Annotated in this window: 17 protein-coding genes; 7 read left to right on the plus strand and 10 right to left on the minus strand. The window is 30.0% G+C overall.

What is annotated here, in order from left to right:
• Positions 1–99: 99 nt before the first annotated feature.
• From mdh to ABD771_RS06220, 7 genes are all read right to left on the minus strand, one after another.
• On the minus strand, positions 100–1,035 hold the full coding sequence (mdh, locus tag ABD771_RS06190) for a malate dehydrogenase (RefSeq protein ID WP_298302043.1): 936 nt from the start codon (positions 1,033–1,035) through the stop codon (positions 100–102).
• 31 nt (positions 1,036–1,066) lie between these two features.
• Positions 1,067–2,134, minus strand: coding sequence for a DUF6588 family protein (locus ABD771_RS06195; RefSeq protein WP_345092184.1), 1,068 nt, complete (start codon positions 2,132–2,134; stop codon positions 1,067–1,069).
• On the minus strand, positions 2,070–4,010 hold the full coding sequence (gyrB, locus tag ABD771_RS06200) for a DNA topoisomerase (ATP-hydrolyzing) subunit B (protein WP_345092187.1): 1,941 nt from the start codon (positions 4,008–4,010) through the stop codon (positions 2,070–2,072). Before gyrB ends, ABD771_RS06195 begins: the two co-directional genes overlap by 65 nt.
• Before the next feature lie 444 nt (positions 4,011–4,454).
• Complete coding sequence (gene asnB, locus ABD771_RS06205) at positions 4,455–6,128, minus strand: asparagine synthase B (protein ID WP_345092190.1); 1,674 nt, start codon at positions 6,126–6,128, stop codon at positions 4,455–4,457.
• Positions 6,129–6,339: 211 nt separating this feature from the next.
• Positions 6,340–6,783 carry a hypothetical protein gene (locus ABD771_RS06210; RefSeq protein WP_344816000.1) on the minus strand — a complete coding sequence of 148 codons (444 nt, stop codon included), beginning with the start codon at positions 6,781–6,783 and terminating at the stop codon, positions 6,340–6,342.
• 189 nt (positions 6,784–6,972) lie between these two features.
• Positions 6,973–8,742, minus strand: a complete 1,770-nt coding sequence (locus ABD771_RS06215; RefSeq protein WP_345092193.1) for a TonB-dependent receptor — start codon at positions 8,740–8,742, stop codon at positions 6,973–6,975.
• Positions 8,743–8,779: 37 nt separating this feature from the next.
• On the minus strand, positions 8,780–11,794 hold the full coding sequence (locus ABD771_RS06220; protein ID WP_345092196.1) for a tetratricopeptide repeat protein: 3,015 nt from the start codon (positions 11,792–11,794) through the stop codon (positions 8,780–8,782).
• 237 nt (positions 11,795–12,031) lie between these two features.
• Here ABD771_RS06220 and ABD771_RS06225 point away from each other — a divergent pair, with 237 nt between their 5' ends.
• The gene (locus tag ABD771_RS06225; RefSeq protein WP_298302498.1) at positions 12,032–12,715 is read left to right on the plus strand and encodes a cell division ATP-binding protein FtsE; all 684 of its coding nucleotides are present in this window, start codon (positions 12,032–12,034) and stop codon (positions 12,713–12,715) included.
• Here the strand turns inward: ABD771_RS06225 and ABD771_RS06230 are convergent.
• Positions 12,684–13,418 (minus strand): hypothetical protein, encoded by a 735-nt coding sequence (locus ABD771_RS06230; protein WP_345092200.1) that lies wholly within the window; start codon positions 13,416–13,418, stop codon positions 12,684–12,686. The genes ABD771_RS06225 and ABD771_RS06230 overlap by 32 nt on opposite strands.
• Before the next feature lie 599 nt (positions 13,419–14,017).
• Between ABD771_RS06230 and ABD771_RS06235 the strand changes: the two genes are divergently transcribed.
• Genes ABD771_RS06235 through ABD771_RS06245 form a run of 3 tightly spaced genes read left to right on the plus strand, consistent with a single transcriptional unit; the run spans position 14,018 to position 16,799 of the window.
• A complete protein-coding gene (locus ABD771_RS06235) occupies positions 14,018–14,734 on the plus strand; it encodes a glycosyltransferase family 2 protein (protein ID WP_345092203.1) in 717 nt (238 codons plus the stop codon).
• A 19-nt stretch (positions 14,735–14,753) separates the two neighbouring features.
• Positions 14,754–15,854, plus strand: coding sequence for a glycosyltransferase (locus tag ABD771_RS06240; protein ID WP_345092206.1), 1,101 nt, complete (start codon positions 14,754–14,756; stop codon positions 15,852–15,854).
• 3 nt (positions 15,855–15,857) lie between these two features.
• A complete protein-coding gene (locus ABD771_RS06245; protein WP_345092209.1) occupies positions 15,858–16,799 on the plus strand; it encodes a glycosyltransferase family 2 protein in 942 nt (313 codons plus the stop codon).
• On the opposite strand, the gene ABD771_RS06250 is transcribed toward ABD771_RS06245, so the two are convergent.
• The gene (locus tag ABD771_RS06250) at positions 16,783–17,184 is read right to left on the minus strand and encodes a sugar 3,4-ketoisomerase (protein WP_345092212.1); all 402 of its coding nucleotides are present in this window, start codon (positions 17,182–17,184) and stop codon (positions 16,783–16,785) included. The two genes, ABD771_RS06245 and ABD771_RS06250, sit on opposite strands and share 17 nt — an antisense overlap.
• Positions 17,174–18,283 carry a glycosyltransferase gene (locus ABD771_RS06255; RefSeq protein ID WP_345092215.1) on the minus strand — a complete coding sequence of 370 codons (1,110 nt, stop codon included), beginning with the start codon at positions 18,281–18,283 and terminating at the stop codon, positions 17,174–17,176. Before ABD771_RS06255 ends, ABD771_RS06250 begins: the two co-directional genes overlap by 11 nt.
• 37 nt (positions 18,284–18,320) lie before the next feature.
• Here ABD771_RS06255 and ABD771_RS06260 point away from each other — a divergent pair, with 37 nt between their 5' ends.
• Genes ABD771_RS06260 through ABD771_RS06270 form a run of 3 tightly spaced genes read left to right on the plus strand, consistent with a single transcriptional unit; the run spans position 18,321 to position 21,941 of the window.
• On the plus strand, positions 18,321–19,460 hold the full coding sequence (locus ABD771_RS06260; protein ID WP_345092218.1) for a glycosyltransferase: 1,140 nt from the start codon (positions 18,321–18,323) through the stop codon (positions 19,458–19,460).
• Positions 19,448–21,097 carry a hypothetical protein gene (locus ABD771_RS06265; RefSeq protein ID WP_345092221.1) on the plus strand — a complete coding sequence of 550 codons (1,650 nt, stop codon included), beginning with the start codon at positions 19,448–19,450 and terminating at the stop codon, positions 21,095–21,097. The genes ABD771_RS06260 and ABD771_RS06265 overlap by 13 nt, the downstream gene beginning before the upstream one ends.
• Positions 21,072–21,941: a decaprenyl-phosphate phosphoribosyltransferase gene (locus tag ABD771_RS06270; protein WP_345092224.1), complete on the plus strand. Its 870-nt coding sequence runs from the start codon at positions 21,072–21,074 to the stop codon at positions 21,939–21,941. The genes ABD771_RS06265 and ABD771_RS06270 overlap by 26 nt, the downstream gene beginning before the upstream one ends.

Here is a 21,941-nt window from a genome sequence, read left to right on the forward strand (position 1 = left end):
CAAATATATAATTAACCTAAAGATTAACAAATTATTTACACATTAATATCAAAAAAAAGACTGCAAAAATGCAGTCTTTTTAATCTATTGTATTTTAATTTATGATAAAATCGATTTCAAATCACCATTCATTGCTCTAACTGCATCTGCACTCTTAGCAAATTTTGCTTTTTCTTCTTCGTTTAATTCAATGTTTACAATTTTTTCAATACCATTTCTTCCGATGATACATGGCACTCCGATACAGATATCGCTTTGTCCATATTCACCTTCTAACATTACTGAACAAGGAATCATTTTCTTTTGATCGTTTAAGATAGAATCAACTAAAAATGCTACAGAAGCTCCTGGTGCATACCATGCAGAAGTTCCCAATAAAGCTGTAAGAGTTGCTCCACCCACCATTGTATCTGCAGATACTTTAGCTAATTCATCAGCTGATAAAAATTCTGAAACTGGTACTCCGTTGTAAGATGCCAATCTTGTTAAAGGAATCATAGTAGTATCTCCGTGACCACCAATAACCATTCCTTGGATATCGTTAGCTGGTTTGTCTAAGGCTAAAGATAAATAAGTTTTGAAACGTGAACTATCTAAAGTTCCTCCCATTCCAATAATTCTGTTTTTTGGTAAACCTGTAGCTTTTAATGTCAAATAAGTCATTGTATCCATTGGATTAGAAACTACAACTACAATTGCATTTGGTGAATGTGCTAATAAATTTTCAGCCACTCCTTTTACAATTCCTGCATTAATTCCGATTAACTCTTCACGAGTCATTCCAGGTTTTCTTGGAATTCCAGATGTAATAACTACTACATCACTTCCTGCAGTTTTTGAATAGTCATTTGTACTTCCAGAAACCTTTGTGTTGAATCCTAAAGTTGTTTGTGTTTGCATAATGTCTAAAGCTTTTCCTTCTGCAAATCCTTCTCTAATGTCTAATAATACGATTTCACTCGCAATTCTTCTGTAAGCAATAGCGTCTGCGCATGTAGCTCCTACGTTTCCTGCTCCTACTATGGTAACTTTCATTGTATTGTGTGTTTATTTATATTGATAAAAATTAAAATTCGTATTGTACGGATAAGTTTGTGTTTACAAATTTACCAAAAGCAAATGAAGTTTGAACATAAATTTTGCTAAATTGATATCTACCTGAGATTTCTCCAATAGTATTAAATTTTGATTTGTAAATATCTTTTAGCTTTTCGTTCAAAATATATTGCACCGGAATAACATTTTCTATTTCACCTTTTGGTCCAGATAAATAGTATTTAAAATCACTTTGATTAGCAATAAAACTTGTCATTAATTCAAATCTCTTCCATTCTTTAGATGCACTCAGCTGAAACTGCCATGTATCAACTTCTCCTGTAATCTCATTAATACCTAAATTACCATAATTAGTGTAAGTGTCTAAAAAACCAAAACTTATTTCTTCTTTAGAGTAAGCTACTAATCCAGCTAAATGTATCTTTTTAGATTCTAACGATTTGAAGTACTGACTAAAATTATGTTTTAATCCAAATCCGTATACTTGATAATCTCCACGTTTTAATTTGACTTTTGAAGAAAATTTAACGACAGCTTCAAATCCTTTCCAAAGCGAGATTGAACCTTGCAAATAAGGATAAAAAATAGTTTCTTGATTGACTCCTTTTGGAGTTTCAATACGAACTTGGTTATTGTCAATTTCTCCAATTAAATAGTATTGTGAATCACTACCTAAAGCAGTTGGAACTGTTGCTGAAGAATTATTTTCTATGGTAAAAAAAGAAAAATCAGAGTTTTTAATTTCAAAGCTTCTGTCTCTTTTTGGTACAAAAAACAAATTTCCATGCAAACTCAAAGTTACATCATACAATTTTCTCTTTTTTGGAGAAGTCATCCAATTGGAAGATGCTTGATATACAGCAGCATCAGTGGCTGGAGTAATATATTTTTCAGAGTAAAATGTTGCATCTGTTAGAAACAAACCAATATCTTCTATCGTTTGTATAGATTGAGAAAAGGATTTGCCCGAAAAAATCAGACAAATCCCTATCATTACATATTTTAAAAACTTATTACGCATCGATGTTTGCGTAAACAGCATTCTTCTCGATAAATTCTCTTCTTGGTGGAACTTCATCACCCATCAACATTGAGAATACTCTATCTGCCTCAGTTAAATTATCAATAGTAACTTGACGTAAAGTTCTGAAATTTGGATCCATTGTAGTTTCCCACAATTGCTCTGCATTCATTTCTCCAAGACCTTTATAACGTTGGATTCCTGCACTTCCACCCATTCTTTCATTAGCAGCATCACGTTGATCATCATTCCAAGCGTATTCTTTTTTGTTACCTTTTTTAACTAAATATAAAGGTGGTGCAGCAATATAAACGTGTCCGCCTTCAATCAATTCACGCATAAAACGGAAGAAGAACGTAAGAATCAAAGTAGCAATGTGACTACCATCGACATCGGCATCACACATGATAATTACTTTGTGGTATCTTAACTTTTCTAAATTTAAAGCTTTAGAATCTTCTTCTGTTCCGATAGTTACACCAAGAGCAGTAAAGATATTTCTGATTTCTTCGTTTTCAAAAACTTTGTGGTGCATCGCTTTTTCAACATTCAAAATCTTACCTCTTAAAGGCATGATGGCTTGAAAATTTCTATCACGACCTTGTTTTGCAGTTCCACCTGCCGAATCTCCTTCGACTAAGTAAACTTCGCATTTTGCTGGATCTTGTTCTGAACAATCAGATAGTTTTCCTGGTAAACCTCCACCACCTAAAACGGTTTTACGTTGTACCATTTCACGAGCTTTTTTAGCAGCGTGACGCGCTTGAGCAGCAAGGATAACTTTTTGAACAATGATTTTAGCATCGTTTGGATTTTCTTCCAAATAATTTTCAAGCATTTCAGAAACCGCTTGAGAAACTGGAGAAACTACTTCTCTATTTCCTAATTTGGTTTTAGTTTGACCTTCAAATTGTGGTTCAGAAACTTTAACCGAAATAATAGCGGTCAATCCTTCACGGAAATCATCACCAGCAATTTCGAATTTTAATTTATCTAATAAACCCGAAGCGTCAGCATATTTTTTCAACGTACGAGTTAATCCCATACGGAAACCTTGTAAATGCGTTCCTCCTTCGTGAGTATTGATATTATTTACGTAAGAAAAGATATTTTCAGAATAACTAGTATTGTAAACTAAAGCCACTTCTACAGGAACTTCTCCTTTTTCGTGCTCCATGCTAATTACGTGAGAAATAATTGGCTCACGACCCATATCTAAGAACTTAACGAATTCCTTCAATCCTTCTTTTGAATGAAAAACTTCTCCTTCATATTCACCGTTATCTTTTGTACGACGTTTGTCAGTTAATGTAATTGTAATTCCTTTGTTAAGGAAAGACAACTCACGCATACGAGCTGCTAAAGTATCATAGTTATACTCTATTGTTTGAGTAAAGATAGTTTTGTCAGGATGAAAAGTAACCATTGTACCGCGTTTGTCGGTTGTACCAACTTGCTTTACAGGATACATTGCTTTTCCTCTTTCGTATTCTTGCTCGTATATTTTTCCGTCTCTAAAAACGGTTGCTTTTAAATTATCAGAAAGTGCGTTAACACAAGAAACCCCAACACCGTGAAGTCCACCAGATACTTTATAAGAATCTTTATCGAATTTTCCACCGGCACCAATTTTGGTCATTACTACTTCAAGAGCAGAAACACCTTCTTTTTTGTGCATATCCACTGGAATACCACGACCGTTATCTTCAACAGAAACTGAATTATCTTCGTTTATAAAAACTCCAATAGTATCACAATGACCTGCTAAAGCCTCATCGATTGAGTTATCTACTACTTCATAAACTAAATGGTGTAAACCTCTAACGCCAGTATCTCCAATGTACATAGATGGACGCATTCTTACGTGCTCCATTCCTTCTAATGCCTGAATACTGTCGGCTGAATAGCTATTTTTTTTAATTTCGTCGCTCATAATAAATTATATCGTATGTATGATTTTTGTCTAACACGCAAATATATAATTATTAAGATGATTTTAAAGCATTTTAAAGCATTTTGTCGTAGAAGTTATTAACATTTATCTTTTAATAAATTTTAATTGATTTAAAACGATTTTTTGAAGTTTTAACAAAAATGGTTTTTATAATTGATTGATATACTGACAAATGCTAGCTAGCCCTGATACTGAAATTGTTTGAGCTCTTTTTCTAATGTTGATTTCGAGAACCTCAATCAACATTAGAAAAAAGCGAGTTTCTGTGGCAGGAATATGGATTACTGATAAATAACTGACCATTCGCTCCAGATTCCTTCGGAACGACAAATTTGTTTTAAACAAAAACGCCTATCATAAATGACAAGCGTTTTAAACAAACAAACTAAACTTCAATCTAAAGTCAAGAAACTACGCTTGACTTTATGCTTTTACATAGGCGTCATCGTGAACATTAGCCACGGCTCTTCCTGATGGATCATTCATATTTTTAAAAGCTTCATCCCATTCTAATGCGATTTTGGTACTACAAGCAACGCTTGCTTCTTGTGGAACACAAAGTGCCGCTGTATCACTTGGGAAATGCTCTGTGAAAAGTGAACGATAATAATATTCTTCTTTAGATGTTGGTGTTTGGATTGGGAATTTGAATTTTGCATTCGCCAATTGCTCATCGGAAATTTCTTTTCCAACGATTTCTTTTAAAGTGTCAATCCAACTGTAACCTACCCCATCGCTGAATTGTTCTTTTTGACGCCAAGCCACACTTGCTGGCAACATGTCTTCGAATGCTTTACGCAAAACCCATTTTTCCATGCGTTCTCCGTTAATCATTTTGTCTTGTGGGTTGATACGCATTGCAACATCCATAAATTCTTTATCTAAAAATGGTACTCGTCCTTCAATTCCCCAAGCGGCTAAACTTTTATTAGCTCGCAAGCAATCATACATGTGTAATTTGCTTAATTTACGTACTGTTTCTTCGTGGAATTCTCTTGCATTTGGAGCTTTGTGAAAATACAAATAACCTCCAAATAACTCATCTGAACCTTCGCCAGAAAGCACCATTTTGATTCCCATAGATTTAATAACTCTTGCCATTAAATACATTGGTGTTGAAGCACGAATTGTAGTAACATCATAAGTCTCAAGATTATAAATCACGTCGCGAACGGCGTCTAAACCTTCTTGAATAGTGAATTTAATTTCGTGGTGAATTGTTCCTAAATGATTGGCAACTTTTTGAGCTGCTGCTAAATCTGGTGAACCTTCTAAACCAACTGCAAAGGAATGTAATTGAGGATACCAAGCATCAACAGTGTCGCCTGATTCAATACGTTTTTGTGAATATTTTTTGGCTACAGCCGATGTAATTGACGAATCTAAACCACCTGAAAGCAAGACTCCGTATGGAACATCGCTCATCAATTGACGGTGAACAGCTGCTTCTAAAGCAGTTTTAATTTCTTCTATACTCGTTGCATTATCTTTTACTGCATCATATTCTGTCCATTCTCTGTTGTACCATTTTATGAATTCGCCATCTTTGCTTGACATATAATGTCCTGGTGGAAATAATTCTATTTTAGTGCAATATCCTTCTAAAGCTTTTAATTCTGAAGCAACATAAAATGTTCCGTGTTGATCCCAACCAATGTACAAAGGAATAATTCCCATGTGGTCGCGAGCAATGAAATATTCGTCTTTTTCAACATCATAAATGGCAAATCCGAAGATTCCGTTCATTTCCTCAATAAAATGAACTCCTTTTTCTTTGTATAATGCAAGAATTACTTCGCAATCGCTTTCAGTTTGAAACTGATATTTGCCTTCAAATTGCTTGCGTAATTCTCTATGGTTATAAATTTCACCATTAGCAGCAAGAACCAAACTTTTATCTTGACTAAACAAAGGTTGTTTGCCAGAAGCAGGATCTACAATTGCTAGTCTTTCGTGAGCTAAAATAGCTTTATCATTACTAAAAATTCCACTCCAATCTGGTCCGCGATGACGGATGATTTTTGCCATTTCTAATACTTGAGGTCTTAATGATTCTGATTTTTGTTTTAAATCAAAGGCGCATACAATTCCACACATAATCTTTTCTTTTAATTTTTTATTGTGAAGCAAAATTGAGTCAATAATTCAAATATTAAAACTAAAAAAGAATAATTAGTTATAAATTGAAACTAAAAAATGATTTTATATGAAAATTATAAAGTAAAATTGTTTTGAATTGTGGTTTTGTGTTAGAGATTGTAATTCATTTGCCACAGATTAAACGGATTTTACTGATTTACGCAGATTTTTAAAGGATTGATTGAATTTTATATCTAGTTGAATTAATCTCAAACTCAAAACCCACTTCATTTCCCATCAACTTACTTCCAAGTGGTGATTGTGGAGAAACTGCGATAATGGTTTTATCTTCAATAGTGATTTTTGGTAAAGCCGCGCTTATAAATAATAACATTCCATTGGCTTGAACTAAACTTCCTAAAGCGATTTTAGTATGATTTGCTGAAGCGTCAATTTTATCAAGAATTGCTTTTTGGTCGAGAATTTCTTTTAGTTTGTGGTTGAGTTTTTCTTGTTCAATGTGCATCATTGACAAAGCCGTTTCATGCTTATCACCAGCTGAACCTTTAGCATCGTTTTGAGCATCTTCTGTTAATCCGGAAATCATATCACGGAATACATCTATTTTGTCTTGAAGTAATAGTTGGTGTTGTTGAAGGATTTGTTTTTTCATATAATTTGCCACAAAGACACAAAGGCACGAAGTTTATTATTAAAAATATTAGAAAAATTAAAAAAAGTTTAAAAGCATTGAGATATAAAGATTCATTAAGATTTAAAAAATTATTTTTATAAAATATCAAAGAAAATGAACCTTAATCTTAAATTTTCTTTGTGACTTCGTGGCTTTGTGGCAATAAAATTAAAAATCAAATTTATAATTAGCACCTAATAATCCTTGCACACCTTGCACTGGATAGTTTATCCATCTTTGGTAACTTTGGTTAGCTAAATTATTTCCTTTTAAGAAAAAGGTTAATCTTTCATTGTATTTGAATCCAATATGAGCATTCAAATCGAAATAGCTATCAAGTGTTGTTGTTTCTGTAGTATATGTTGGTGGAAAAATTGCTAAAGCTGTTTGTACAAACTTAAGATCTTTTCGTTCTCCAACAAAGAAAACACTTGTTCCAGCATACCATTTGTCAGTAATATTGAAATCTAAATTTGCTCCTAATTTCAAAGCAGGTAAATTCCAAGCTTCTTCCTGAATATCAGTTGTGTAACTGCTAAAAGTTCCGTTAACACCAAAAGATACATTTTTAGAGAAATCTGCTTTTAATTCACCATAAAAACTCACTGTTTTAACATCGTCATAAACTACATTAAATGAATTTCCGTAGGTATATCCATTTTTGTTATTGTTTGAAAATGGGATTTGATTGCTAATAAACATTGGTTTACCTCCTTCATTCATCAATGAACCACGAATGTTGTATCCTATAGTATTTGCTAATTTACCTTTTAATCCAACATAAATGTCAAATTTTTGATCGGTTGGTCCAATTCCTAATGTTGGTGAAACGAAGAAATTTTCTTGTACGAATTCTTGATAAGAATTTTGTTTTAAAGCACCTTCTGCTCCAGCATAAGCTACCATTAAATCGCCAACCACTTTGTAAGATGCTGTAATATTTGGATAGATAAAGAATTTATTTTTTCCAGATTCTGTTGCCATGCTGTAAAAGAATCCAACACCTAAATTTACAGATAAATCATCTTTATTGATTTGGAAACTTGGTTTCATTCCTACGTTGGTGTAACCATATTTCAACTCAGTTATTCCATTATAATCTTTGTCAAACTTACCATTGATGTAATCAAAAACAAAATCTACTTTTATCTTTTCATCCATGACATCAAATCCAAGAGATGGTTTTGCTACTAAACGATTTTCTCCAGAAGAAAAAGCATCTGAAAAACGATTGAATTTGATTGTTGCCTCTTTCAAAACACTTTCTCCAAGCGCTAATCTTCCACCAAGTGAAATGGTTTGATAGGTTTGTTTAGAATCGATTCCGTTAATAAAAGCATCCTTATCGGCAGGAATAAAATTTTCATAAAATAATGGATTCAAGCCATACCAATTATACATTTGATGTTGATAACCCAAATCTGCATTCCAAGATAGATTTCTAGATTTACTTCCGTAAGTTAAATCTATTGAAGAGTTTGAAAATTTATCATCTAAATCCAAATCTTTAATTCCGCCTTGAGAGGAAAGATGACGTAGCATTGCTCCCACATAATCACCACTTTCTAATGTTTGTGTTACAAACAATTCGGCATTGATATTTCCGTAGTTTCCTGCTGCTAAAGTAGCGTAATTACTATACAATTTTTCTTGCTTTCCTTTATCAACTCCAGCTGCTTTTCCTTTAGAAGGTGTAAATGTTGAAGCTACTGGGAAAGAGAAAATATTGTACTGAATATTCTCTTTTTTAGAATTATCATCGTCTTCTAAAGATGGTGTTTCTTTCACTTTAAAAGCATCTGAAATAGTTGGTGTGTATGGTTTTACAACGTTAACAACTTCTGTTCCGATGTTTTCGTCTTTCTTTTGAGCAAAAGTGATTTGAGTTCCTAAAAGAACAGTTACTATTGCGATTTTATATTGGAAATTGATTTTCATTTTTTTCATTTTTTATTGCACAGAGTTTAAACAAAGTTTATTTTTCAATAGAAGAATTCGTTTTACTTTCCTCTGATTTAATAGTATTCAATTCTGTTTTAGCTTCTTCAACAACATCGGTGAATTCTGCAAAATTTTCTATTACACTTTCTAAAATTGCTGTTGCTTGGAAACTATCTTTCAATCCGTAATAATTTTTCGCCATTACCACTAAACCTTTAGCTCCAAAATATTTGTAACCCGAATAGTCTTTAGCAATTTTTTGAACCACTTTATTAGATTCAGCAAATTTTCCATCTTTATTTTTGAAATAAGCATCATAAAACAATGCCTCAGCTGCTAATTCTCCTTTAGCAATTTTCAATAAATTAGCATAAGCTGTTCTTGCTTTGGCTTCGTCATTTGCTTTTATTGCTGAACGAGCTACAATAATCTGAGCATCACTTTTTACTTTATTATCTGTTTTTGGATTCGCTAAAACTTTATCAGCATAAATCACTGAATTTGGATAATCTTTTTGTGAATAATGAGCTCTCATTAAATTCGCTTGAGCAAAAGTTACGTTTTGTGGAAAATCAGCTTCTGTTTCTAATCGTTTTAAAACTGGAATTGCTTTAGTAAAATCATCTTTTTTCAAATGAATTTCACATAAACGAGCTAACGATTGTTCTGTAAATTCGCTTTTTGATTGTGCAATTACATACTCATAATTTGGAATTGAATTTGTTTCCAAACCATCTGCATAATAAGATTGAGCTAAATAGAAATTGGCTTTCAAAGCATGAATTCCTTTTGGAAAATTAGCCACATAACTACTTAAAGTTGCGATGGCTTGTTTGGTGTTATTTTGTAAATACTGTTTTTCAGCAGCTTCATAAGTATCGTTATCTAATTCAGCATCGGAAACTTCCACAAAATCTAAAGTTCTAACCCAAGTAGCATACTCTTCTACTTTACCATTATCTACATAAATCAATCTTGCAGTAGAAACCGCTTCTAATGCTTCAGGAGTTCTTGGATAATCGGCAGCTACTTTTTTGAACTTCGCAATAGCTTCATTATCTTTATTAGCATTGTAATAAATCAATCCTTGACGTAAAACCGCTTTTGATGAATAAGAACCATTTTTAAACTCTGACAATAATTGGTCGTAAGTTTTAATTGCTAAATCAGTTTTATTATCAGCTACATAAGTATTTCCTAATTCAAATAAGGCATCATCACGATATTGAGAGGTTTTGAAAGTTGACAAAAACTTATTGAAGTCTTCAATTTTCTTATCATTTTTACTTACAAAACCATAAGAAATTGCTTTTTGAAAGGCAGCATAATCAGCGTCAACACTTTTTAATTCAATCGCTTTATTGTAAGCATCCATTGCTGGCCAATATTTGGAAGTTACAAAACGGCTGTCTCCAAGCCTCAAATAAGAATCATTCAATCGGATTTTATCGTCTTTTACAGCGTCAATTTGTGCTTGAAAATAATTTCCAGCTTGGTCATATTCCTTTTGTTTGAAATAACAATAAGCGATATTGTAATTTACATTTTTAAATTCAGGTGTGTTTTTAGCTTCAGCCATTCCTTCAAATTGTTTGAAACTTAACAATGCTTCATTAAAATTATCTAAAGTAAATTCGGTTTCTGCTTTCCAGAAAGTAGCTCTTGCTGAAAATTTTGCATCTTTTTGTTCTTTCAACGATTTGGCAAACATCTTTTGAGCTTCTTGATAATTTCCGTCTGTGTATAATTCTAAACCTCTATAAAAAGTTACTTTTTGATACGCCAATCTGTTTTCTGGATTTTTATTTTTTTCCAACAAAGTTAGCGCTTCTTTGTAATTTTTAGAAGTGATATACGAGTTAATCAATAAGTTTTCAATTTCATTTTTGCTAGGTGAATTTGGATATTTTGCCAAAAAAGAAGACAAAGCATCAGGAACCGATTGATATGAATTTCCAATTTCATAACTGATTTTAGCATAATTCAAATTGGCGTCTTCTTGAATTTTTTTATCAAAATCCATTTCAGATGCAATCTTGAAAGCGTTTAAAGCTTGTTGCTTCTTGTCGGTTTTCATGTAGCTTTCGCCCAAATGGTAGTAGGCATTTTGAGCAACAAAATCCTTTCCATCAATAATCTTATTGAATTGCGAAATAGCGTTTTCGTAGTCTTTTTGTTGGTAATATGTATATCCTAATTGGTAAAAATCAGTGTTACTCCACTTTCCTTTTTTACCGTTATATTCTTTCAAATAAGGCAATGCTTCATCATACTTTTTCAAATTGAAATAACTTTCTCCAATAATTTTATTCAATTCCGATTTTTCAACAGCCGATGATTTTGCCATGGCAGCTTTTCCTAAATCGATTGCTTTTTGGAAATTTCCAAGTTTAAAATTCATATCAGCTTGAAAGTAAGACATCTTTTCTTTGTATTTCTCTTCACCAGAAACCTGATCAAAATACTTAGTTGCTTCTTTGTAATCATCACCTTCATAAGCCATAAATCCTAAGTAATATTTGGCTTGTGAACCATATTCTTTAGAATTAGCAACTTTATTAAAATAAGCTGTAGCCTCTTTTTTATTTTTTGCTGTAAAAAAAGCATATCCTTTTTGAAAATTATAACGCTCTAATTCATCATAAGTCAAGGCGCTTTCGTCAACTTTATTAAAATACTCTAATGCTTGTGGATAGTTTCCGTTTTCAAAATAGAAGGTCGCAACACCAATGTAAGCTTGATTTTGTTTTGTACTTGTTGGGTAATTTGCAACAAAATCTTCCATCAATTTATCAGCACCAGATTGATTTAAACGAATTGCACAATTGGCTATATAATAAGCGCAATCAGCTTGAACTTCTTGTTCTTTATTATTTTGTTGCACTTTTTCGAATAAAATCTGAGCTGCTAAATATTGTTTATCATTATATAAATCTGTAGCTCTATCAAATTCAGAAAGTTGGTTGGTATAAATAGCAGTTTGCTGTGCCGAAATCGTAGCTCCAGAAACCAATACATTTAAAAATAAAAAAGCTGTTATTTTACGCATTTCATATATTTTTTAATAATCATTCAAAATTACCATTCTACTAAGTATAACGAGACATCGTTTGGTTTTATTATAAACATTTTTCTTAACAATCTAATTTTAGATATTATTAAGATAGGAAACAATAAAAATCAACTTGTTAAGTTTTTAAATTAGGAAACTTCAAAATTTATATATCTAAAATCTTATATCTAATATCTAAAATTTATTACTTTTACCCAATAAACAAAATTTCCTATGTCACAACCCGTATTATCTTTAAAAGACGTTACTATTTATCAAGAAAATAAAGTCATTTTATCTCAAGTGAATCTTGAAGTAAATCACGGAGAATTCCTTTACATCATTGGAAAAACCGGAACTGGAAAAAGTAGTTTTATGAAAACACTTTATGGAGATTTACCTTTAACAGAAGGTGAAGGTCATATTGTGGAATATGATTTGGCAACACTACAAGAAAAAGACATTCCCTATTTGAGAAGAAAAATAGGAATTGTTTTTCAAGATTTTAAATTGCTTCCAGATAGAAATGTGAACGACAATATGCTTTTTGTACTGAAAGCAACTGGTTGGGTTGACATGACCGAAATGCAAAATAAAATTGATGAAGTTTTAGATAAAGTAGGAATGAAAGGTTTTGCCAATAAAATGCCTCACCAACTTTCTGGTGGAGAGCAACAACGAGTTGCCATTGCAAGAGCTTTGTTAAACGACCCAGAATTAATCTTAGCAGACGAACCAACAGGAAATCTTGATCCACAAACAAGTGCTGAAGTCCTTGAAGTATTAAAGAACATCAATGCCAACGGCAAAACAATCATTATGGCAACACATGATTATGCTTTGTTAATGAAGTTTCCATCTAAAACACTTAAATGTGAAGATGGTGCTATTTTTGAAGTGGTTCAAAGGAGTGTTTAGTTTTATCAAATATTTTTTTTGCTATTAAAATAAGAACAAATGAAAGTATTGGGAGGTGAAATCTATCTCCTTGTGAACAAGAAATTCCAGATAAAAAAATCGTATACAAGACAAAAAAACTTATTAAACTAAAATAAGGCTCTTTTTTGTAAGATGAAAAAAACATAGATATAGATAGAAAAAAACCAATAATGGTAAAGAACATATTCTGAAATTTTGAAATTGTAAAAAAGAATATTTTTGAAAATTTAAAATAGCCCGTATTATTAATATTTATTGTATAATCTAGCGCTGTGTTTCCTGCTGTTGAATTATCATAAACATCTGATAAATAAGCATAAAACAAATAAAACTTATTATTTGAAATTTGATTTATTAAATCATCAAAAGCTATTTTTTTTGTTTCAGTATTAGATATTGAAAATATATAATCCATTCTTGGATTATCAAGTTGATTAAGTTTTTTACCTTGACTTAAACAAACAGCCTTACTGCCTAAATAATTATAGTAAGTCACTGAATCAATATAACTTATTGTAAAATCTCCATATTGTTTTTTTAGAAGTCCACATTGAATAAGTACTAAAAAAAAACTTCCATACAAAAAAATAATTGCCTTATTATTATAATTTTTCAAAATTTCTTTGACAAAAAACAGTACTAAGAAAATAGCAAATAACTTAGCTCCAGGCTTTATCAACATTGATATTATAAAAATTGACAATGAAATTGATAAAAATAAAAATTTAGAGTTAACATAATATTTTTGAAGAAAATAAAACCCTAAAACAATAAAAAACAAATAAATATTTTCTGAATATAAATTAAAAATACAAATAGCACTTCCAATAAAAAAAATGGAAATTAACGATATGTAAAATGACTTTTTTAAAGTTAGTATATTGCATAATATTTTAAAAAGTAACAAGCCAGTTCCAATCCAAAATAGAAAATTAATTGGATAACACGCTTTAAAAACTTCCAAATTGGAACAACCAAATAAAAAAGGAATCCCATGAATTAAAGCTAAAAAAACAGGTCGATACTGATGTCCCTTGTGTAAGAAATATAAATCATAAGCTGATTCAAAATAGGATTCGGCATCAGGACTTATTCTATTTTGAATATCTAATTGCAAAATAAAATTCAAAAATTCTATCCACAAAAAGCCAATCAACACAATTAAAATTTCAAATTTATATTTTAAAAATAATGATTTCATAATTTTATTTTAAACAAAAATATAGAATTTATTGCAGATTAAATTTAGAACATTAGATTTGTGATTTAATTACGTGTAAAATGAAGAAATTATCTATTATCATACCTATTTACAATGAAGAAGCAACGATTCATTTGATATTAGATAAAATAAAAAACGTTTCTCTTCCCAATAATATAGAAAAAGAAATCATTATTATTGATGATTGTTCTACAGACAATTCGAAAACTAAAATAGAAGTCTACATTGAAAGTAATACAGAATTAGATATTAAATTCTACCAACACAATAAAAACAAAGGAAAAGGAGCAGCAATTCACACAGGAATTTCAAAGGCAACAGGCGATTTTACAATAATTCAAGACGCCGATTTAGAATACAATCCAGAAGAATATTCAATATTATTACAACCCGTTTTAGATGGTTTTGCAGATGTTGTTTATGGCTCTCGATTTATGGGTGGCAATGCACACAGAGTATTGTTTTTTTGGCACACCATTGGAAATCGATTTTTGACATTTCTTTCTAATATGTTTTCCAATTTAAACTTAACCGACATGGAAACGTGTTATAAATTATTCAACACCAAGATACTACAATCTCTAAATTTAAATGAACGAAGATTTGGTTTTGAACCTGAAGTTACAATAAAAGTTAGTAGAATCAAGAAAATAAGAATGTATGAAGTTGGAATTTCTTACTATGGAAGGACTTACGAAGAAGGAAAAAAAATAAATTGGAAAGATGGAGTTCATGCCATTTATTGTATCATAAAATACGGATTATTTCGTTTATAAAAATATTAAAATTCTAGCTTTGTCAAAACAAACAATCGTTATATCAGGAATTAACATGAAACATGGTGGTATTTTTACCATCTTAGACAATTGTTTGCAAAAGTTATCGAATTATATTGAGAACAAAGACATTAAGGTCATAGCGTTAGTTCACGATAAATCTAAATTTGATTACCCAAATATTGAATATCTTGAATTTCCTGATGCTAAAAAATCTTGGCTCAAACGATTGTACTATGAATATTTTTACTTTAAAAAGTTATCTAAAAAAATAAATCCTGACATTTGGTTTTCGCTTCACGATGTTAGTCCAAATGTGATTGCAAAAAAACGTTTTGTCTATTGTCATCATCCGACAGTTTTCTATAAATCATCTTGGTATGATTGGAAATATGATTATAAAATAGGTGTATTTTCAATTTTATATAAATATTTGTTTCAAGTTAACATCAAAAAGAATACTGCTGTTTTTGTACAACAAGAATGGATAAAAACTGAATTTGAAAAACTTTACAACATCAATAGTGTGATAGTTTGCCAACCTGAGTATACAGAAGAAATAACTTCTGATAGAACAGACTTAGCTTCTCACAAAGTACATTTTTTATATCCTAGTTTTCCTCGAACATTCAAAAATTTTGAATTACTTTTTGATGCTATTGAATTACTTGATGATGAAATAAGACATAAGGTTCAGTTTCATTTTACTACCATAAAAGATAATCCGCATAAGTTTGCAAAATATTTATTTGAAAAATATAGTTCAATGCCTGAAGTAGATTTTAAAGGCTGGATTTCAAGAGAGGAATTATTGAAATTATACAATTCCGTTAATTGCATTGTTTTTCCTTCAAAACTTGAAACTTGGGGATTACCTTTATCTGAAGCAAAAGCTTTTGACAAACCTGTTTTAGCAGCCAACCTACCCTATGCAAGAGAAACAGTTGGCGATTATGAGAAAGTTTCATTTTTTGAAGTAAATAATCCAACAGAATTGGCACAATTGATTACCGATTTTGTAAACAAAACCATTAAATTTCAAGGAAATAAATATACTTTTGATACCAACAATCAATTGAACGATTGGAATGCCATTTTTGATTTTATATTTAAAAAATAATTTATGTCCTTTTTTTCAGTAGTCATTCCACTATATAATAAAGAAAAGTATGTTGAAAATGCTCTGAAAAGTATTCTCAATCAAACCTTTACTGATTATGAAGTTTTGATTATAAATGACTGCTGCAATGATAAAAGTATTGAAAAAGTAATGCCTTTTTTATCTGAAAAAATCAAATTAATTCATCATCCTGAAAATAAAGGACTTTCGGCAAGTAGAAATACTGGAATTGAAAAAGCGTCTACCAACCACATCACGTTTCTTGATGCTGACGATTTGTGGAAACCAACTTTTTTAGAGACCATTCATAGGCTAATTATCAATTTTCCAGAAGCGAGAATTTTTGGAACCAACTATGAAGAAGTCTATCAAAATAAGACTTACAAACCTCACAATGGATCAGAGAGTTTACCTGAAAATTTTGAAGGTTATATTAATTTCTTTAAAATCAATGTAAAACAAGGAATTTACAATCATGGTAGCGTTTGTATTCACAAAGAAGTGTATGAAAAAGTTGGGAATTACAACAATGAAATTAAGTTTTCCAATGATATTGATTTCAGTATTAGGGCCAATTATCATTTTAAATTAGCTTACAGCAACACCATTCAAATGTCTTATTTAATGGAAGTTGAGCATCAAATTACACGAAACTCCATCTTACATAAAAAAATTCCGAATTACGACAATTATGAAGCTTGGACAAAAGATAATCCAGATTTAAAAAAGCATTTGGATTTTTTTAGATATGTTTTAGCAAAAAAATTAAAACGAGATGGCGATACAAAAGATTGGAAAAAAATAGCCAAAGCTATAAATCCATCCAATTTGAATTGGAAACAAAAAATATTGCTAAAATTACCGCAATCTTTGTTGCTTTTAGTAGAAAAAACTAAAGCTTATTTGATAAAAAAAGGAATAAAAATCTCTACTTATACGAATTGATATAAGCTACAAAAGATTTGTAATTTCTGATATAATCGTCTTCGTCATAAACTTCTGATGCTAGAACTAAACAAACTGCACCAGAAGAGAAATTTTCAAGTTCACGCCAAATATTGTTAGATATCAACAACCCTTTATCAGGTTTATTCATTGTGATAACTTGTTTATTTTTGTCGTCTTTTAAAACCACATCAAAACTTCCTGAAATTGCTATCAAAATCTGATTCAGTTTCTTATGAGCATGTCCGCCACGTTTAGAAGTACTTGGAATATCATACAAATAATAAACTCTTTTAATATCAAAAGGAACTACATCATTTTCAAGAACAGCAATGTTTCCTTCTCTATTTAATATTTTGGGAATATCAATTAACTTAATGTTCATTTTTTATTTGTTTAAAAAGTGATAACCATTGATTCCCAATGTTTTCAACTTCATATTTTGATATAGTTGTTTTGCAATTGTTTTTACAATGTAAATATAAGTTTTTATCCTCATAAAATGTATTAATTGCAGCAATCATAGCTTCTTTATTTTGATTTTCTACCAATAAACCATTTTGCAGATGATTAATAATTTCTGAAGGACCTGTTTCACAATTATAAGCTAGTACAGGTGTTTCACAAGCTAAAGATTCTATTAAAACCATTGGCAAACCTTCATATTTGCTTGTAAGAACTGTAAAAAGTGCTTTTGAATAATAAGCAAAAGGATTTTCTACATTTCCTTTAAAAATGATGTTTTCTTTCTGCCCTACTCTATCAGCTAAATCTATCCAATCTTGTTTTAATTTTCCGTCTCCTAAAATAATAAGTTTGATGTTTTTATCTGGTAAATTTGATTTAGAATAACATTCAATAAGATGATCAAATTGCTTTACATTTTTGTTCATACTTCCAGCTGCAAGAATGAAATCTCCTTCAAAATCAATACTATTTAATTTGATTTCATTTATTTTTTCAAAATCAATCGGATTGTAAATTTGATGGATGTTTTTAAAATTATATTCAATTTTAATCTTCTCTTCAATTCCTTTAGAAACAGCAATTAATTGTTTGCAATTTTTATATAGTAAATTGGCTAAAAACTTATTTTTAGATATGTAAGAATCTAGTTTATTACTGTGAATGGTTTGAATATGATTTTTGTATAAATAATTATGAATAATAAACTCTTGCAAGAAAAAACGTTTGACTCTAAAATCGATTACATAATCAAAATTCTGCTCTTTTAAATATTTTTTTAAAATAGTGAATCTCTTTATTCTACTAACTATTCTATTAGAACCAGAAACATGTTGCGCTAAATGCATTACTTCACCAGAATAATCATATTCTATTTTCCCAGAAAAAACTAAATGATGAACTTCAAAACCTTGATTAACAAAAAAATGAGACAAAGTTGCAGCGCATCGTTCCGCTCCACCATCAGAAAGAGTTACAGTTACAAGGCAGATTTTATAAGATGTTCGGTTTTGAGTCAATTTTTTGTATTTTAGCAAATGTAAATAAAACTTTTAAATGCGCATATTACTTGTTGGTGAGTTTAGCCGATTACATAATTCCCTCAAAGAAGGATTACTAAAGTTAGGACACGAAGTGGTCATAGTTAGTAACGGTGATGGCTTTAAAAATTATCCATCAGATTATTCCAATAGAGCATTTTGGTGTGAAAGCAAATTAGGTAATATACCACGACAATTGATTTATAGAATTACCAAATTTGATATGTCAAAAATTGAACGTGGTCTTCGTTTCTATTTTCTTCTAAATAAATTAAAAGGTTTTGATTGTGTCCAATTAATCAATGAAGCTCCTATTCAAACTACTGCTAAATTTGAATTATACCTATTAAAAAAACTCTTCAAACAGAACCACAAATTCTTCTTGTTATGCAGTGGTGTTGACTATGTTACTTTGAATCACATGCTTGATAAAAAGGAACGCTATTCTATAATGAATCCTTATTTTGAAAGAATTAAAGAATCGCTAATTCAATACGAATCGATGTGGGAATACAATTCAAAATCTCATAAAAAGATTCATGATTTTCTTTATAAAAAAATAAAAGGAGTCATTGCAAGCGATTTAGATTATGTAAATCCTCTAATTAACAATCCAAAGTTTTTGGGAATGATTCCAAATCCTATAAACATTTCAACTATTGAATTCGTTGAAAATCCTGTTAAAGACAAAATCGTTATTTTTCTCGGCATTAACAACGGAAATTCCTATAAAAAAGGGATTCATTTATTTGAAAAAGCATTGGAAATTATCAAACAAAAATATGCTGATAAAATTGAAATTATTGTCACAAGAAATATTCCCTACCAAGATTACATAAAACAGTTTAATAAAGCACATATTGTTTTGGATCAAATCTATGCTTATGATCAAGGTTATAATGCATTGGAAGCTATGGCTAAAGGAAAAGTAGTATTTACTGGTGCAGAAAAAGAATTTGAAGACTATTTCAATTTATCAGAAAAAGTAGCCGTGAATGCTTTGCCAAATGTTGAAAATCTAGTAACAGAACTATTCTATTTAATAGAAAATCCAAATGAAATTCAAGCTATTGGAATTCGTGCTAGAGTATTTGTTGAAAAGGAACATGATTATGTGAAAGTAGCTGAAAAATATTTGAAAGTATGGGAGAATTAAAAAAAATTGATGGTTACTTTCTGCTTTTTACCTTCATAGTTTCATTTTATTGCTTGGTTTTAGCTCACATTGGATTTGAATTTTGGGATACAGGTTATATTCCTAGTTTTTCATGGAGAATCGTTAATGGCGAAAAAGTTTATGAAGATTTTCTTTATAAAGGACCGCCAGTAACATTGTACTTTCATGCTTTTTTAATGAAAATCCTTCCAGAAGTTGGTCAATTTTATTGGATAAGAGTTACAAATTATCTACTATTTGCATTACAAGTATTTTTCACAGTAAAAGCATTTGATAATTTTTATGGATTAGAAAAATTCAAAATCAATAAATGGGCAATAATGTCTGTTGGATTTGTAATTTCACTATTGAATTTTCCACCATATCCTTGGCCAACAACTGATGGTTTACTTTTTTCATCAATAGCTTTATATTTTTCATCTAAATTGAATAAAATAAAAACATTTGATTTAATTTTAATTGCTTTTTTTAGTGTTTTATCAGCTTTAACAAAACAATCATTTTATTTAATTCCGTTGCTTTTTATTATTTTTATTGCGATTCAAAAAGGAATTCAAAAAGCAATGATTTTATTACTTTTCATTTCATTCTTCATATCACTTTTTCTTTACTGGATTACATCAATAACTACGTTAGATAATTTTCTAAAACAAACCACAGGTCAAACTCATATAAAAGACTTATTTTATGCTGGATTTTTAAATTATTTCTGGATTTATGATGATAAAATCCAAATCTATAGCATCATACTTATTGCTACTTTAATCTTGTATTATTTTAAATTTAAAAATTCTACATTTAGTTTTAAAAAATTGTTTGAAACTATTTCAATTACGCTTTTATTAGTTTCTATTGTTTTATGTTTTTCTAATCAATTTTTAATTGCATCAAGAATAGCTGCAATTTCATGTACCATAGCTTTATTGAATCAAATAAAATTAAGTATTGAAAGTATAAAGTTCCATTTACCTCAATTACTTTTTCTAGGAATAGCTTGGTGTTCTGCAATAAGCATGGGATACGCATTTCCAATTTTATTTTCAACTGGAATTATTTTATCTTGTATTGTATTATTTCATGATGAATTGCAAAAATATACAAAGCTAAATGTTATCATTATTTCTTTTCTTTGCTTGTTTGCGTTTTCATATAATTACAGACCATATAGAGAACAAAATGTATTAAAAATTGATTCGACCTTGGATGCGATTTCACCTAAATTAAAATACATTTATACTACTGAAAGTAATTTTAATAAACTTAAAGAATTGAAACAATTGAGAGAGAAATATGGTTCAAAAACAATAGTAGCTCCAAACATGTCTATGACTAATTATATTTTTAATAGCAAAAGTCTTTTTCCAGCCGATTGGGTTATTAATACTGAAGTAAATCGTGATACAAAAACATTCATAACAATAGCATCATATAGAGAAAATTATATTTTCATTGAAAAATCTTTTATTAAAGGAGAAGAATTAATGCCTTTAAAAAGAGAAAAATTCAGTATAATTGCTGATTATATCTATAGAAATTTCAATAAAATTGAGGAAACAAATCATTTTATTGTTTACAACGGACAAAAAACAAATGAAAAATTACCTAAAATTAATTAGAGTTGAACAATATATAAAAAATACGTTTGTATTTGCACCGCTTTTTTTTGATAGTCAGTTTCTAAATTTAGACAATTTGATTAATGTAATTTTGGCATTCCTATGTTTTTGCACTATATCAAGTAGTGTTTATATTTTTAATGATTATTTTGATATCAATGAAGATAAAAATCATCCCCAAAAACGTTATAGACCTTTAGCTTCAGGAAGTATTAGTATCCAAAATGGATTAGTTTTGATGCTAATTTTAATGATTAGTTCCCTAACAGTTTCTTATTTGATTTCAGTTGAATTGTTTCTTGTAATCATTTCCTATTTAGCGTTAAATTTTCTTTACTCAAAATGGCTTAAACACGTTGCAATACTTGATGTAAATATCATTGCAGTTGGTTTTATACTTCGTATTGTAGCTGGTTCTGTAGTGAGTGATGTAGTGCCTTCGATTTGGATTTTACTAATAACTTATCTTTTGGCACTATTCTTAGGCATTTCTAAACGAAGAACTGATGTTATCCTTGCCGAAAATGGTAACGATGTACGCAAAAATATTGAAGGTTATAATCTAATTTTTATTGATGTCATTTTAGGAATTTTGGCATCCATAATCATTGTTAGCTATATATTCTATTGTATTTCTCCAGAAGTTCAACTACATTATCATTCAAAATTATTGTATGTTTCCATCATCTTTGTTGTTAATGGAATTTTTAGGTATTTGAAATTGGTTTTTGTAAATCAATCAACCTATTCTCCAACTAAAATAGTATTGAATGATCGATTTATACAATTTACAATATTGGGCTGGCTCCTGCTGATGAGTTATTTATTATATTTCAGAAATTAG

Source organism: Flavobacterium chungnamense, assembly GCF_039539165.1.
GTDB classification, from domain to species: domain Bacteria; phylum Bacteroidota; class Bacteroidia; order Flavobacteriales; family Flavobacteriaceae; genus Flavobacterium; species Flavobacterium chungnamense.

Bases quoted from the DNA above. Each gene is read 5' to 3' on its own strand.
- gyrB (WP_345092187.1), bottom strand. From the start codon at position 4,010: ATGAGCGACGAAATTAAAAAAAATAGCTATTCAGCCGACAGTATTCAG.
- ABD771_RS06195 (WP_345092184.1), bottom strand. From the start codon at position 2,134: ATGAAGTTCCACCAAGAAGAGAATTTATCGAGAAGAATGCTGTTTACG.
- ABD771_RS06215 (WP_345092193.1), bottom strand. From the start codon at position 8,742: ATGAAAATCAATTTCCAATATAAAATCGCAATAGTAACTGTTCTTTTA.
- ABD771_RS06250 (WP_345092212.1), bottom strand. From the start codon at position 17,184: ATGAACATTAAGTTAATTGATATTCCCAAAATATTAAATAGAGAAGGA.
- asnB (WP_345092190.1), bottom strand. From the start codon at position 6,128: ATGTGTGGAATTGTATGCGCCTTTGATTTAAAACAAAAATCAGAATCA.
- ABD771_RS06270 (WP_345092224.1), top strand. From the start codon at position 21,072: ATGAAAAATTACCTAAAATTAATTAGAGTTGAACAATATATAAAAAAT.
- ABD771_RS06230 (WP_345092200.1), bottom strand. From the start codon at position 13,418: ATGTTGATAAAGCCTGGAGCTAAGTTATTTGCTATTTTCTTAGTACTG.
- ABD771_RS06260 (WP_345092218.1), top strand. From the start codon at position 18,321: ATGCGCATATTACTTGTTGGTGAGTTTAGCCGATTACATAATTCCCTC.
- ABD771_RS06265 (WP_345092221.1), top strand. From the start codon at position 19,448: ATGGGAGAATTAAAAAAAATTGATGGTTACTTTCTGCTTTTTACCTTC.
- ABD771_RS06220 (WP_345092196.1), bottom strand. From the start codon at position 11,794: ATGCGTAAAATAACAGCTTTTTTATTTTTAAATGTATTGGTTTCTGGA.
- mdh (WP_298302043.1), bottom strand. From the start codon at position 1,035: ATGAAAGTTACCATAGTAGGAGCAGGAAACGTAGGAGCTACATGCGCA.
- ABD771_RS06245 (WP_345092209.1), top strand. From the start codon at position 15,858: ATGTCCTTTTTTTCAGTAGTCATTCCACTATATAATAAAGAAAAGTAT.
- ABD771_RS06225 (WP_298302498.1), top strand. From the start codon at position 12,032: ATGTCACAACCCGTATTATCTTTAAAAGACGTTACTATTTATCAAGAA.
- ABD771_RS06210 (WP_344816000.1), bottom strand. From the start codon at position 6,783: ATGAAAAAACAAATCCTTCAACAACACCAACTATTACTTCAAGACAAA.
- ABD771_RS06235 (WP_345092203.1), top strand. From the start codon at position 14,018: ATGAAGAAATTATCTATTATCATACCTATTTACAATGAAGAAGCAACG.